12 protein-coding genes are annotated in these 14,740 nt (G+C 39.3%); 11 read left to right on the forward strand and 1 reads right to left on the reverse strand.

Annotated features, from left to right (window positions below):
• Positions 1–174 precede the first annotated feature (174 nt).
• Positions 175–735 carry a DNA-directed RNA polymerase subunit delta gene (gene rpoE, locus CDZ89_RS01310; RefSeq protein ID WP_096156329.1) on the forward strand — a complete coding sequence of 187 codons (561 nt, stop codon included), beginning with the start codon at positions 175–177 and terminating at the stop codon, positions 733–735.
• A 497-nt stretch (positions 736–1,232) separates the two neighbouring features.
• Positions 1,233–2,843 carry a CTP synthase gene (locus CDZ89_RS01315; RefSeq protein WP_096156330.1) on the forward strand — a complete coding sequence of 537 codons (1,611 nt, stop codon included), beginning with the start codon at positions 1,233–1,235 and terminating at the stop codon, positions 2,841–2,843.
• A gap of 631 nt (positions 2,844–3,474) precedes the next feature.
• Here the strand turns inward: CDZ89_RS01315 and CDZ89_RS01320 are convergent.
• Positions 3,475–4,005 carry a DUF2529 domain-containing protein gene (locus CDZ89_RS01320; RefSeq protein WP_100333017.1) on the reverse strand — a complete coding sequence of 177 codons (531 nt, stop codon included), beginning with the start codon at positions 4,003–4,005 and terminating at the stop codon, positions 3,475–3,477.
• Between the two features lie 397 nt (positions 4,006–4,402).
• Between CDZ89_RS01320 and CDZ89_RS01325 the strand changes: the two genes are divergently transcribed.
• From CDZ89_RS01325 to CDZ89_RS01365, 9 genes are all read left to right on the forward strand, one after another.
• Complete coding sequence (locus CDZ89_RS01325; protein ID WP_141395239.1) at positions 4,403–4,777, forward strand: response regulator; 375 nt, start codon at positions 4,403–4,405, stop codon at positions 4,775–4,777.
• 422 nt (positions 4,778–5,199) lie between these two features.
• A complete protein-coding gene (locus CDZ89_RS01330; RefSeq protein ID WP_096156333.1) occupies positions 5,200–6,057 on the forward strand; it encodes a class II fructose-bisphosphate aldolase in 858 nt (285 codons plus the stop codon).
• A 227-nt stretch (positions 6,058–6,284) separates the two neighbouring features.
• Positions 6,285–6,932 carry a fructose-6-phosphate aldolase gene (gene fsa / locus CDZ89_RS01335; RefSeq protein WP_100333018.1) on the forward strand — a complete coding sequence of 216 codons (648 nt, stop codon included), beginning with the start codon at positions 6,285–6,287 and terminating at the stop codon, positions 6,930–6,932.
• An 855-nt stretch (positions 6,933–7,787) separates the two neighbouring features.
• Positions 7,788–9,083, forward strand: a complete 1,296-nt coding sequence (locus tag CDZ89_RS01340) for a UDP-N-acetylglucosamine 1-carboxyvinyltransferase (protein WP_096156335.1) — start codon at positions 7,788–7,790, stop codon at positions 9,081–9,083.
• 297 nt (positions 9,084–9,380) lie between these two features.
• A complete protein-coding gene (gene glpX, locus CDZ89_RS01345) occupies positions 9,381–10,349 on the forward strand; it encodes a class II fructose-bisphosphatase (protein WP_096156336.1) in 969 nt (322 codons plus the stop codon).
• Between the two features lie 1,039 nt (positions 10,350–11,388).
• Entirely contained in the window at positions 11,389–12,651 is a 1,263-nt protein-coding gene (gene rho / locus CDZ89_RS01350) for a transcription termination factor Rho (RefSeq protein ID WP_096156337.1), read from the forward strand.
• A 196-nt stretch (positions 12,652–12,847) separates the two neighbouring features.
• Entirely contained in the window at positions 12,848–13,093 is a 246-nt protein-coding gene (locus tag CDZ89_RS01355; protein ID WP_096156338.1) for a type B 50S ribosomal protein L31, read from the forward strand.
• 159 nt (positions 13,094–13,252) lie between these two features.
• Positions 13,253–13,867, forward strand: a complete 615-nt coding sequence (locus CDZ89_RS01360) for a thymidine kinase (RefSeq protein ID WP_096156339.1) — start codon at positions 13,253–13,255, stop codon at positions 13,865–13,867.
• Positions 13,868–14,003: 136 nt separating this feature from the next.
• Positions 14,004–14,438 carry a hypothetical protein gene (locus CDZ89_RS01365; protein ID WP_096156340.1) on the forward strand — a complete coding sequence of 145 codons (435 nt, stop codon included), beginning with the start codon at positions 14,004–14,006 and terminating at the stop codon, positions 14,436–14,438.
• The last annotated feature ends 302 nt before the right edge of the window (positions 14,439–14,740 follow it).

Raw genomic sequence — 14,740 nt, forward strand, 5'->3', positions numbered from 1 at the left:
GGATTAAACAATTGGAATTTGTTTATAATGAATGGTATGGATTTTGTAGGGCTAGGCGACTGCCTATTTTATTGCGAAACAACAAGGATTTGCAATAGGAGCTGTCGAAACTAGTACATCGAGATATACTTTTTACCAATTATTTTCTTTTACATATAGAAAGGGTGTGCAAACATGACATTAGACCAATTAACGGTGGAAGATATAAAAGAAATGTCATTAATTGAAATCGCATTTATGCTTCTTAAAGATCGTGATGTAAAGCAAGCGGTGCCATTTCAAGATTTATTAAATGAAATGAAGGAACTTACTGGTTTTACGGATAAGGATCTACGCACAAATCTTTCCCAGTTTTACACGGATTTGAATATTGATGGTCGATTCCTTTGTGTTGGGGAAAACCAATGGGGTCTACGTGCTTGGTATCCGTATGACCAAATTGAGGAAGAAACAACTCCTCAGGTGAAGGTGAAGAAGAAGAAAGCGAAGAAGTCTGATGGTGACGATTTAGATCTGGAAGAGTACGATGAGTTGGATGAAGAAGAATTAGAGTTCGACGACCTTGACGATTATGAAGAGGACGAAGAAGAGATAATCGTGGACACTCCGGATTTAGATGAGGATTTAGATGACGATGAAGATGAGGATGAACTTGAGATTTTAGAAGATGAAGAGTTTGACCTTGATGAAGAGGACGAAGAAGAACTAGAATTAGATGAGGAAGAAGAAGTTTAATTGGAGAGTTTTCAAAAACCTCCTTGACTTTTTTGCTATAGCTAGGTAGAATCTTTTTTGGGCTCCTTAAAAAAGGACTAACTTTAAACGTATAAAATATACGCTCCCCTACACTTAAGTAGGCGGAGCGTTTTTGTTTTTTTATAAAGATTTGTTAAAAGGTATTTACTGTTTTTAAATACTAATTAGCTGTTTATTGTAGTGCAAGCTATAGACTCCTGCGGGAGAAGCGGGAAACGGGAGACCCCACAGGCGCTTGCGCCGAGGAGGCTCCCGGCCCGCCCGCGGAAAGCGGAAGCTTGCACGGAAATCAACAGCGGTGTTTAACAAAGACTTTTATTAAATGAGTTTGGCGTTAATAAAACAATAGTATTTCAACAGCATTTTTAACGAATGCTAAACATGTTGAATAGCCTCTCCAAAAATTATATAAAAACTATTTTACATACACGAAACAGTATGTGCACGAAAAAATTATCCATTAGAGGGGGAGCATCATGACAAAGTATATTTTTGTAACAGGTGGAGTAGTATCTTCACTAGGAAAAGGAATCACAGCAGCATCTTTAGGCCGTTTATTAAAAAATAGAGGGTTAAGTGTAACAATCCAAAAATTCGATCCTTACATTAACGTAGACCCAGGTACGATGAGCCCGTACCAACATGGTGAAGTTTTCGTAACAGATGACGGCGCAGAAACCGATTTAGACTTAGGTCACTACGAACGTTTCATTGACATTAACTTAAACAAGTACAGCAACGTAACAACTGGGAAAATTTATTCCACTGTACTGAAAAAAGAACGTCGTGGCGATTATTTAGGCGGAACAGTTCAAGTTATCCCACACATCACGAACGAAATTAAAGAGCGTGTATTCCGTGCTGGTCGCGAAACGGGTGCAGATGTTGTTATTACGGAAATTGGTGGAACAGTTGGGGACATCGAATCATTACCATTCTTAGAAGCAATTCGCCAAATTAAAAGCGACATCGGCCGTGACAGCGTTATGTACATTCACTGTACGTTAGTTCCTTACTTAAACGCTGCTGGTGAGTTAAAAACAAAGCCAACACAACATAGCGTAAAAGAACTTCGTAGCTTAGGTATTCAACCGAACATTATCGTTCTTCGTTCAGAGCATGCAATTTCTCAAGATATGAAAGACAAAATTGCTTTATTCTGCGATATCGACGAGCGCGCAGTAATCGAGTCTATCGATGCAGATACGTTATACGCCGTTCCTTTATCCTACCAAGAGCAAAAAATGGACCAAATCGTTTGCGAACATTTAAACCTTCCTTGTGGGGAAGCAAACATGTCCGAGTGGAACGCGTTAGTGGATAAGGTTCGTAGCTTATCGAAAGTGACGAAAATTGCCCTTGTTGGTAAATATGTAGAGTTACAAGATGCATACATTTCTGTAGCGGAAGCACTGCGTCATGCAGGTTACGATTTTGACTCTGATATAAAAATTCAGTGGGTTAATGCAGAAGAAGTGAATGGAGATAACGTAGAAGAATTATTAAGCGAGGCAGATGGAATTTTAGTTCCAGGTGGTTTCGGAGATCGTGGAGTAGAAGGGAAAATCGAAGCAATTCGCTATGCTCGTGAAAATAAAGTGCCATTCTTCGGTATTTGCTTAGGAATGCAACTAGCATCTGTTGAGTATGCGCGTAACGTATTAGGATTAAAAGATGCTCATTCATCTGAATTAAATCCAGAAACTACAAATCCAGTAATCGATTTACTACCTGAGCAAAAAGACATTGAAGATTTAGGTGGAACATTACGTCTAGGATTATACCCATGTAAGTTAACAGAAGGCTCTATAGCTCGCGATGCATACAAAGACGAAGTAATCTATGAGCGTCACCGTCATCGTTATGAGTTCAACAACCAATACCGTCAACAAATGGAAGAGCACGGTTTCATCTTCTCTGGTACAAGCCCAGACGGCCGTTTAGTGGAAATCATTGAGTTAAAAGACCACCCATGGTTCTTAGCATCTCAATTCCATCCAGAGTTCACATCAAGACCAAACCGTTCTCAACCACTTTTCCGCGAGTTCGTTCAAGCTTCATTGAAGAAAGCGGAAGTGTTAGCGTAAGATTATAAAGCGAAGGAAAACCAGTCATCTTAAAAGGTGATTGGTTTTTTTTGTATATTTTGAAAAAAAAAATAACAAAAAACCGCACATGTGCAGTTGTGTAATCTTCAAATATTAGTTATGGAATACGGATGAAAGAAGGCGTATTAGTAGAAGTGACAATAAAAGGTAAATTCTTTATCTAAAAAGCAATTTTTTATAAAAAAATAACAAAAAACCGCACATGTGCGGTTGTGTAATTTTCAAATATTTGTTATGGAGTACGGATGAAAGAAGGCGTATTAGTAGAAGCTGTAATAAAAGGTAATTTCTTTATCTAAAAAGCAATTTTTTATAAAAAAACAACAAAAAACCGCACATGTGCGGTTGACAATGCCTCTTAACTATAGTGTATAAAAGCCGGTAAAGTGTAACTTCCGCCGATAAAAGTCGAATTTTCGCCGATAAACTATGCAAATTCGCCGATAAAACCCAAAATATCGCCGATAAACCATTTAACACCAACCTCCATATAAAAAAACCTACACTTCATCCCCTAAAATCTATTAAACAGCTTCATCTCCCCCAAAATACAACACAAAAAAGCAAACCTACCCTAAAACGGCAAGTTTGCTTCATTTAAACAAACAAATTACTCCTCTTCCAACTCCCGCACTATCTCCCGGACCGTAAACGCTAGCCCATGATAAGCAAAAAGCGCCACTAAGCTACTCGGATAACCAAACCTCGAGCCATCCTCATCCGGAATAAGCCCTTGATACAACTGCAAATCTATATGGATGTCCACCAAATCTGTCAACGACTCACCATCCACACGCTTCGGAACCGTCGATATCCCAACCGCTCCAATCCCACGATCCTGCAACTGTTTAGCCAACTCCACAGCCGCCACATCCGTACTAGACCTACTAACAATCAATACACGATCAACATCCTTTAAAGCAGTAACAGCCTCCAACTCTCTAGCCCCAATCAACGGCTCCGCACCGTAAACAGCCTCCGCTACTACCGCTTTCATCTCTGCAAACCCAGCAACATATACATGCCCATCCCCGACAACTGCCTGGGCTAACACACGCGCACCATCTTCAAGGCCAAACTCTTCGTCACTGGCAATTTTTTTAAACACGCCAGAAAGCTGTGTCATAAATATCTTCAACATAAAAAGTACACTCCATTTCCGAATAAACACTTCACTCCAAAATATATCAAATGGTCATAAAATAGCAAATTTCACGTAAGAGAGTGCCTTTCATAATATATGACTACAAAACGAATACGAACTATAAATTAATATTATCCAAAAGGTTCGTTTTTCAATAAACGAAACGCTTATGAAATTAATAAAAAATAATAAATAATGTAATATTAATGAAAATAAGAAGGAAATGAGTACCAATTGGTAGAATATAGAGGTAGATGGCGCTATATCTTGTAATGCGACGAGACATGTGTGAAAATGAGACGTCCGTATAAGCTAAAATGCCCATGTAGAGTAGTGAATTCAGCAACATAGAAAACTTTGTTACTTAAATACTCGAAGAATTTGAGGTGTGTTAATGGTGAGTCAAAGGAAATTACTAATCGTTGATGACCAATTCGGAATCCGAATCTTGCTAAACGAAGTATTCAGTAAAGAAGGTTATCAAACATTCCAAGCAGCAAATGGTTACCAAGCATTAGACATTGTCGAAAAGCATTCACCTGATTTAGTTTTACTAGACATGAAAATTCCTGGCATGGATGGCATTGAAATTTTAAAACGACTAAAAGCGATTAACAAAGACATTCAAGTAATTATCATGACCGCATACGGCGAACTCGATATGATCCAAGAATCAAAGGATCTAGGCGCAATCACGCATTTCGCCAAACCATTCGATATCGATGAAATTCGTGAAGCTGTCCGCAAATATATGCCTCAATCCGTTTAAGGCATGTCCCAAAAAGCAACCATATTTAGTGCTAGATCCTACTAACCAGCATCTAGTTCTACGTCTGGTTGTTTTTTCTTTTGAGAAAATTAGCCACCCGGCCATATGTAGGCTACATCCCACACCCTACCATTATTTACCCTTCTTCCCATCCTATTAAACCCCAATTGTGTCTGAAAATTTAAACATTCCAACTGTTACCGCTTACACTTTAAATTACTGATTTTCTTTGTTGCTCATTCGTTTTGAAGTTTGGTATGCTAAGTAATGGATAACTATTCCGACAAATATTAGCTCGCTCATACATAGCGACATTTTGAATTGGTCAACATAGAATGAAGCTTATATTTTAGGATAGGAAGCGAAAAACACCTGCCTGAAGTTTTACAACATGCAGGCAAAATTGCAAAGGAGGATTTACCATGCCTTTAGTTTCAATGACAGAAATGCTAAAAAAAGCTAATGCAGAAGGCTATGCAGTAGGTCAATTTAATTTAAACAACTTAGAGTTCACGCAAGCGATTTTACAAGCTGCACAAGAAGAGAACTCTCCAGTAATTCTAGGAGTTTCTGAAGGTGCTGCTCGTTACATGGGTGGATTCAAAACAGTTGTAGCAATGGTTAAAGCATTAATGGAAGAGTACAACGTAACAGTTCCAGTTGCGATTCACTTAGACCACGGTTCAAGCTTCGAATCTTGTGCAAAAGCAATTCATGCAGGTTTCACATCTGTTATGATCGACGCTTCTCACCACCCATTCGAAGAAAACATCGAAACAACTAAAAAAGTAGTAGAACTTGCACACTTCCACGGAGTTTCTGTTGAAGCAGAACTTGGTGTAGTTGGTGGACAAGAAGACGATGTAATCGCAGAAGGCGTAATCTACGCTGACCCTAACGAGTGTGAAGAATTAGTTAAACGCACAGGTATCGACTGCCTAGCTCCAGCGTTAGGATCTGTTCACGGTCCCTACAAAGGTGAGCCAAACTTAGGATTCAAAGAAATGGAAGAAATCAACAACCGCGCGGGTGTACCTCTAGTACTTCACGGCGGAACTGGTATCCCAACTCATGATATCCAAAAATCGATTTCTTTCGGAACAGCAAAAATCAACGTAAACACAGAAAACCAAATCGCATCTGCAAAAGCAGTTCGTGAAGTTCTTGCAACAAAAACGGAAGAATATGATCCACGTAAATATTTAGGCCCAGCTCGCGACGCAATCAAAGAAACAGTAAAAGGTAAAATGCGCGAATTCGGCTCTGCAAACAAAGCTTAAGGAATCCAAAATATGACAGGTGCCTGGCACCTGTCATCATTTTGAAACATTTCATTTCAACAAACAAACTCAAACAACAACGCAACGAAAAAGCAAAACTACTTTCCTTCAACAAAAGTAGTTTTGCTTTTTTTCTTTAGGGAAATCAAAAAGTGTATGGTAAAATAACAAATACCCGTAGTGCAAACTATTAATGTAAACGGATACATAAAGGAGTGTTTTTAAAAATGAAATTTTTCATTGATACTGCCAACTTAGAAGAAATAAAAGCAGCACATAAACTAGGCCTACTTTCAGGCGTTACAACAAATCCAAGCTTAGTCGTAAAAGAACAAGGCGTAACATTTGAAGACCGTCTTCGCGAAATTACAGAAATCGTAAAAGGTTCCGTCAGTGCAGAAGTAATCGCACTTGATGCAGAGGGAATGATCGAAGAAGGAAAAGAACTAGCAAAAATTGCGCCAAACATCACAATCAAAGTTCCAATGACACCAGCCGGCTTAACAGCTGTAGCGGCATTTTCCGAACTAAATATTAAAACAAACGTAACGCTTGTTTTCAGTGCAAACCAAGCTTTACTAGCAGCAAGAGCTGGTGCGACATACGTTTCTCCATTCTTAGGAAGACTAGACGACATTGGTCATAACGGCATGGACTTAATCTCCACTATTGCGGACATATTTACTATCCATGACCTACCAACAGAAATTATCGCAGCATCTATCCGTCACCCACAACACGTAACAGATGCAGCACTAAACGGCGCTCACATCGCAACGATTCCATACAAAGTCCTAATGCAACTTTTCAACCACCCACTAACAGACCAAGGCATCGAAAAGTTCCTAGAAGACTGGAATAACCGTAAAAATTAATAGGTTGAGAACTTAAGGGGAAAATGGCTTGCTATTTTGCAAACCGTTTTCTCCTTTTTTAGTTTTTTAACACCGAATTCCGTTCAGAATGAAGAAAAAACGGTCGTAGAAGAGTCCCCGAGAAGTAATTGGCGTGAAAAATGGATAGATAGGATGACTGGATTTTGTATTTATCGGGGATTTTTTAGGTTTTATCGGCGAAAATGGGACTTTTACCGGCGATAATCCAGGTTATATCGGCGAAATTGTAAATCTAATCGGCGATTGACTAATCCCAATCAGCGATTCGGTGCCATTATCGGCGCATGACCCCTTTTATCAGCGACTTCTTTTTCGGTATATCCATCTTACTTAGAGTTCATCCCCAAACCCAACTAAGACCAAACAAACTATTATTCCATTAGCACTAGAAAATAATAGTAATTAGGCACTGAATTTTACAATTTCGTAAAAGTTGGCCATCTACCATTTATATTTTCTCAAAATCGTGTAAACTAATAAGTGGACTAATTTAATATTTGAATCAAGTAATTGTACATTATGAAACTCACTCATTTACGTTTCGTTTATTGAAAAACGAATTTTTGTCATATCACTTTGCATAATGTTTGTACGATAATTATTTATAAAATTAATCTATATGTTTTAATTCGTATTTCATCCAGTAGCCATACATTGTGAAACGGACTCAAGTAGCGTGTTTTCCTAAACAAGCACGAACTATTGATTATTTTATAATTGCCAAAAAATGTGTATAATAATGAATACATACTTTGTGCACGAAACGAAAAAGCAAACAATTCATCATAAATTCATTAGCTATAATATAAGCTCACCCTAGAAGGGAGATTTAATATGGAAAAATTAAAAATTATTGGTGGCACAAAATTAAGCGGGACGGTTCGAGTAAGCGGTGCAAAAAATAGTGCAGTTGCCCTCATTCCTGCAACAATTTTAGCAGAATCACCTGTTATGATCGATGGTTTACCACAAATATCAGACGTAAATATTTTAGGCAGCCTTTTAGAAGAAATCGGAGGAACTGTCACACTAACTGAAGATGGCTCCATGACAGTGAATCCTGAAAATATGATAGCCATGCCTTTACCGAATGGAAAAGTAAAAAAACTTCGTGCTTCCTACTATCTAATGGGTGCAATGCTCGGAAGATTTAAAAAAGCGGTAGTAGGCCTTCCTGGTGGATGCCATCTTGGCCCAAGACCGATTGACCAACATATTAAAGGATTTGAAGCGCTAGGTGCTCAAGTGACAAACGAGCAAGGTGCCATCTACCTGCGTGCCGACGAACTAAGAGGAGCCCGCATCTACTTAGACGTAGTAAGCGTTGGTGCAACAATCAATATCATGCTAGCAGCGGTTCGAGCAAAAGGCAGAACCATTATTGAAAATGCCGCAAAAGAGCCAGAGATTATTGATGTAGCAACCTTATTAACAAGCATGGGTGCGAAAATTAAAGGTGCTGGAACAGACGTCATTCGTATTGATGGAGTCGACAAGCTACACGGATGTCGTCATACAATCATCCCTGACCGAATTGAAGCGGGTACATACATGATTATGGCCGCAGCAGTTGGTAAAGAAATGATTATCGACAACGTTATTCCAACTCACTTAGAGCCTGTCATTGCAAAACTACGAGAAATGGGCGTACGAATTGATGTGAATAACCATCAAGACCAATTGTTAGTCGTTCCTGGAGACGTACTAAAAGCAATTGACGTGAAAACATTAGTTCACCCAGGCTTCCCAACAGACTTACAACAGCCGATGACTGCCCTGCTTACAAAAGCAACTGGGACAAGCATCGTCACAGATACCATTTATTCCGCACGCTTCAAGCACGTAGACGAACTACGCCGCATGAATGCTCAGATCAAAGTGGAAGGCAGATCAGCGATCGTAAACGGACCTGTCCAACTTCAAGGAGCAAAAGTGAAAGCAAGTGATCTGCGCGCTGGTGCTTCACTTGTTATTGCTGGATTAATGGCAGACGGTATTACAGAAGTTACAGGCTTAGAACATATTGACCGTGGCTATAGCCATTTAGAAGAAAAGCTAAAAGGACTAGGCGCTACTTTATGGCGAGAAGACCTATCAGAAGAAGAAATAGAACAAATGCAAAATTCATAAATTACGTAAAGAACTCAACCAAGTTGGGTTCTTTTTTACATGAGTGAGTTTCATAATGTACAATTACTAAACGAAAAACGAATAGTAAACCTATTCGTTTTTAAACACCTTATTAAACGAACATATTAATTTGTATTACACTAAAATATTCGTTTTTCATTAACGAACATAAATGATGAAATTGATTTACATAAATCAAAAAAATCCCCATGATCCGACTGACTATGTTATACTATATGTATCAATAGTATATCACATTAATTTAAACATATTACATAGGTACTGGGGGAAGGCAAAATGGAAAGAAGTTTATCAATGGAACTAATTCGTGTAACAGAGGCGGCGGCATTATCTTCTGCACGTTGGATGGGTAGAGGAGACAAGGAAAAAGCGGATGACGCTGCAACTTCAGCAATGCGTGACGTTTTTGATACAATCCCTATGAAAGGGACAGTAGTTATTGGTGAAGGAGAAATGGATGAAGCACCAATGCTTTATATTGGAGAGAAACTAGGAACTGGTTTTGGACCGCGCCTTGACGTAGCAGTTGACCCACTAGAAGGGACAAGTATCGTTGCTTCAGGTGGTTGGAACGCGCTAGCAGTTTTAGCTGTTGCAGACAACGGCAACCTTTTACATGCTCCTGATATGTATATGGACAAAATTGCAGTTGGCCCAGAAGCAGTAGGGAAAATTGACTTAAATGCATCAGTACTAGACAACTTAAAAGCAGTAGCAGAAGCGAAAAATAAAGACATCGAAGACGTAGTAGCAGTTATATTAAACCGCCCACGTCATGAAAAAATCATTTCTGAACTTCGCGAAGCTGGAGCACGAATTAAGCTTATCGACGATGGCGATGTTGCAGCAGCGATCAATACTGCATTCGATACGACTGGCGTTGATATACTATTCGGTTCAGGGGGAGCGCCTGAAGGAGTTATCGCAGCAGTAGCATTAAAGTGTTTAGGCGGAGAAATTCAAGGACGCCTTTTACCACAAAATGAAGAAGAATTAGAGCGTTGCCGAAAAATGGGCATCGAAGACGTAAATGCAGTTCTTCGCATGGAAGACCTTGTACGCGGGGACGACGCAATCTTCGCAGCAACTGGTGTAACAGACGGAGAGCTATTACGCGGTGTTCAATTTAAAGGTACAAATGCAACGACTCACTCTGTCGTTATGCGTGCGAAAAGCGGAACAGTTCGTTTCATTGATGGACAACATAACATTAAGAAAAAGCCAAATCTAGTAATGAAGCCGTAAGCAATTGCTTACGGCTTTTTCGATGTTTAATCTTCCTTCATAATGGGTATAAAAATAAAGGTGAAGCTAAATAGAACATATGTTTGCAATTCTAGTTGAAAGATGATATAGTATCTATAGAATAACCTCTTAGCCGTCCAAAACTGCTACTAGCCTTCGAAATCTATAGTATAAAGTGAAAAATTCATTTTCCCTTACGCAATTTGTCATTTCTCGCTAGGGAAAGTCAACAAAAAACTATTGCTTAAACGAGTGAATTGTGGGTAAAATAAAGAATACTTTGCTTTTAATAAAGAATATTCATCTAAACTCTTCTACTAACTACAAATGCCTTCCGTTACAAAAATAACCTGGCACAAACAACAATTGTACAAGCTTCATCCTATTATTTTTTGCAATATGAAAATTTTATTTTTCGTATGCCAAAAAATAATCTTTGTCTAAAGTTTCTTCAAACTTCTTCAACACGACAGCCTTCCTACATACTTGTTGAGCTTAATCGAGGTCCTTTCAAATGATGTATTAGTTTATATAACAGTTAATTGAAGTATGAAACTTGGACAACATTTATAATGCCAGAATAGAGTTGATGTTCGCTACAGTTGGGAGACTCCTGCGGGAAGAGCAGGAGACGGGAGACCCCACAGACGTGAATGCGTCGAGGAGTAGGTTTTTTCACATAACCTTCCTTTTTACCGCCCGCAAAAAGCGAGCAACTGTAGCGAACATCAACGGTTTTATACCGTAGTGTGAAAGCTAAATGAAGAAACAATGACATGATTTTTAAAATAAAAGCTATGTTAAAGTTTATTGTTGATAAATAAATACTATTAGCTGTCGATTTCCGTGCAAGGCTGAGACTCCTGCGGGAAAAGCGGGGAGCGGGAGACCCCACAGGCGCTTGCGCCGAGGAGTAGGTTTTTTCACGATAGTGAAAATAACCTTCCTTTTTACCGCCCGCGGAAAGCGAAGCCTTGCACGGAAATCAACAGCGAACTTTAACACAGCCAAAATAAAAGATTGAGTGGTGTATAGATCCATGGATTTAACAATTGCAAAACTTGAAAATTTAAAGCTAAAAGAACTTTACGAACTAGCAAAACAACTAAAAATTTCCTACTATAGCAAATTAACAAAAAAAGAGCTAATCTTTGCTATCTTAAAAGCACAAGCAGAACAAGATGGGCTATTATTTATGGAAGGTGTACTAGAAATCATCCAATCAGAAGGTTTCGGTTTCCTTAGACCTATCAACTACTCTCCAAGCTCGGAAGACATCTACATTTCAGCATCGCAAATTCGTCGATTTGATTTAAGAAACGGTGATAAAGTATCAGGTAAAGTTCGTCCTCCAAAAGAAAATGAGCGTTACTACGGCCTATTGCACGTGGAAGCTGTAAACGGGGAAGATCCAGAAACAGCAAAAGAACGCGTTCACTTTCCTGGTTTAACACCTTTGTATCCAGACCGTAAAATTTTGATGGAAACAACGACAAAAAGTCTTTCTACAAGAATCATGGATTTAATTGCGCCAGTTGGTTTTGGTCAACGTGGACTTGTTGTTGCGCCACCTAAAGCTGGTAAAACAATGCTTATTAAAGAAATTGCCAATAGCATTACGACCAATCATCCAGAAGCAGAACTAATCATACTTTTAATTGATGAGCGTCCAGAGGAAGTAACAGATATCGAACGTTCTGTTGCAGGTGATGTGGTAAGTTCTACATTTGATGAAGTACCTGAAAACCATATTAAAGTGGCCGAGCTAGTATTAGAACGCGCAATGCGTCTAGTTGAACATAAACGTGATGTTATCATTTTAATGGATAGTATCACTCGTTTAGCTCGTGCGTATAACTTAGTTATTCCACCGAGCGGACGTACTTTATCTGGTGGTATCGATCCGGCTGCGTTCCACCGACCTAAACGTTTCTTCGGAGCAGCCCGTAATATTGAAGAAGGCGGAAGCTTAACAATTTTAGCAACTGCATTAATTGATACAGGCTCGCGTATGGATGACGTTATTTATGAGGAATTCAAAGGTACTGGTAACATGGAATTACACCTTGATCGTTCTCTTGCAGAGCGTCGTATCTTCCCAGCGATTGATATTCGTCGCTCTGGTACTCGTAAAGAAGAGTTATTAATACCAAAAGAACACCTAGACAAATTATGGGCAATTCGTAAAACGATGTCAGATTCGCCTGACTTCGCCGAAAAACTGCTACGCAGATTGCGCCAAACAAAATCAAATAAAGAATTTTTCGATATGCTAGACGAAGAACAAAAGACGAGAAGATAAGCTAGGGAGAAATTCCCAACGAAATAAAGGCCTAAACTATTTTTTCTTATCTTGCAAAACCGAGATAACCTTGATATAATTTCATCAGTGTGTTTTTAAAGAATAAATGATGTCGAAGGTGGTCAAGTTCCCTTGGTATCATTTTGTGATATTAACTCTGTTTCGAAAGAATCAGGGCATAAAGGAGATGACAATAATGAAAGCAGGAATTCATCCAGAATACCGTAAAGTTGTATTTATGGACATCAACACTAACTTCCAGTTCATCACTGGTTCTACTATGAGAACTAATGAGACTGTTGAGTGGGAAGACGGTACTACTTACCCGTTAATTAAAGTTGAGATCTCTTCTGATTCTCACCCATTCTACACTGGACGTCAGAAGCATGCTGCAGCTGACGGACGTGTTGAGCGTTTCAACAAAAAATACGGCCTTAAGTAATAAAACAGAAACAGGCAAGGTTATTTCAAAACTTGCCTGTTTTTTTCTTTTACAAGAGATACTAGTGGTTAGTGATTAGTGGTTAGGTTAATGGGCTTTCCCTTCCTAACCACTAATCACTAACCACTAGCCACTAATTAAAGAGGGGAGAGGCCGTACATGTACGTTATGAAGCAAGCCGGCTGGGTCGAAGTAATTTGCGGAAGTATGTTTTCAGGAAAATCCGAAGAATTAATTCGCCGCATGCGCCGTGCTCAATTTGCAAAACAACCTTTACAAGTATTCAAACCAGAAATCGATAACCGTTACAGCGACGAAGCAGTCGTATCACATAACGGCACTTCCATATTAGCTACACCAGTTCGATCTTCACAAGCAATCCTCGAAAGTGCTGCACCGGATACAGAAGTAATCGGGATTGACGAAGTACAGTTCTTCGACGAAAACATCGTAGAAGTTGTACAACAACTAGCCGACAAAGGTTATAGAGTCATTGTTGCAGGGTTAGACCAAGATTTCCGAGGCGAACCTTTTGGAAAAATGCCGGAACTTTTGGCAGTAGCCGAATTGGTGACAAAGCTTCAGGCTGTTTGTGCCGTCTGCGGATCACCCGCCAGCCGCACGCAGCGTTTAATCAATGGCGAGCCAGCCAACTACGATGATCCAATTATTTTAGTAGGGGCATCTGAATCATACGAGCCACGTTGCCGTCATCATCACAAAGTTCCAAATGCTGTAACAGCAAGAGTTGGCCAGGTGGCTACGTCTAAATAATCTCTACCAAATAGGGCAGGGGAAGGTTAGGACCGATAGTGGATGCTAACCGAAAAGAGCGTTAGTATTTTTCCTAAATTTTACGAGCTTTTTTTCTGAAAAAAGAGGATACGCTATGAACAGGAGGTGGTACGAAATGTATCGTACAATTCTGTTTGTGGCTGTATGCTCTTTTTTCGTATTAACTGGGTGTGTGCAGGAAAATAGAATCAATCAGGCGGAAGATTTGAATGGCCAGCGACTCATGTCGGGCGAGGGTGGTAGGTTTTATGAGCGCAATTTAGAGTCGGAGCGATTTAATACGAATCAAAATCCCAATTTTATTGATTTAACGGAGAATCGTCCAGATTATGGGGATGACCAAGATAAAGTGCAAGAGATTATTGAAGTTCATAGTGATTTAGAGCCTGGACCTGTGTATATAACTGGTAATACGATCCGCACAACAGCATACGCGAATAAAAAGTTGAGCAAAGAGGAAAAGAAAAAGGTAGAGCAAAAATTGAAGCGTGATTTTGCTAGGGCTATTCCGCGTTATCATGTTATTTTGACGATTGAGAATAGAGAATAGAGTAGTTTAACCCCTTCATGGAGCAAAATAGAAGGGGTTTTTATTATTTTATATACTTTTTGAAAGGCTAATTTGGATTATCAGCGAAAATTTATGTTTTATCGGCGAAAATGGGCAAAGTATCGGCGAAAAATCAATGTTTATCGGCGAAAACAGCGATCCTATCGGCGACATCTGTGACTCAATCGGCGAAAGTGTTGTTTATCAGCGGAAATTAGGTTTTATCGGCGCAAGTGAAAATGTAATCAGCCTAAGTCACCAATTATTTGCTTTTGACGTAGAGTGTTGCCTATACTATAATT

It is taken from the genome of Bacillus alkalisoli, from assembly GCF_002797415.1.
Classification (GTDB): Bacteria; Bacillota; Bacilli; order Bacillales; family Bacillaceae_I; genus Bacillus_CD; species Bacillus_CD alkalisoli.

Coding starts and splice junctions, on each gene's coding strand:
- rpoE (WP_096156329.1), top strand. CDS start 175: ATGACATTAGACCAATTAACGGTGGAAGATATAAAAGAAATGTCATTA.
- CDZ89_RS01315 (WP_096156330.1), top strand. CDS start 1,233: ATGACAAAGTATATTTTTGTAACAGGTGGAGTAGTATCTTCACTAGGA.
- CDZ89_RS01320 (WP_100333017.1), bottom strand. CDS start 4,005: ATGTTGAAGATATTTATGACACAGCTTTCTGGCGTGTTTAAAAAAATT.
- CDZ89_RS01325 (WP_141395239.1), top strand. CDS start 4,403: ATGGTGAGTCAAAGGAAATTACTAATCGTTGATGACCAATTCGGAATC.
- CDZ89_RS01330 (WP_096156333.1), top strand. CDS start 5,200: ATGCCTTTAGTTTCAATGACAGAAATGCTAAAAAAAGCTAATGCAGAA.
- fsa (WP_100333018.1), top strand. CDS start 6,285: ATGAAATTTTTCATTGATACTGCCAACTTAGAAGAAATAAAAGCAGCA.
- CDZ89_RS01340 (WP_096156335.1), top strand. CDS start 7,788: ATGGAAAAATTAAAAATTATTGGTGGCACAAAATTAAGCGGGACGGTT.
- glpX (WP_096156336.1), top strand. CDS start 9,381: ATGGAAAGAAGTTTATCAATGGAACTAATTCGTGTAACAGAGGCGGCG.
- rho (WP_096156337.1), top strand. CDS start 11,389: ATGGATTTAACAATTGCAAAACTTGAAAATTTAAAGCTAAAAGAACTT.
- CDZ89_RS01355 (WP_096156338.1), top strand. CDS start 12,848: ATGAAAGCAGGAATTCATCCAGAATACCGTAAAGTTGTATTTATGGAC.
- CDZ89_RS01360 (WP_096156339.1), top strand. CDS start 13,253: ATGTACGTTATGAAGCAAGCCGGCTGGGTCGAAGTAATTTGCGGAAGT.
- CDZ89_RS01365 (WP_096156340.1), top strand. CDS start 14,004: ATGTATCGTACAATTCTGTTTGTGGCTGTATGCTCTTTTTTCGTATTA.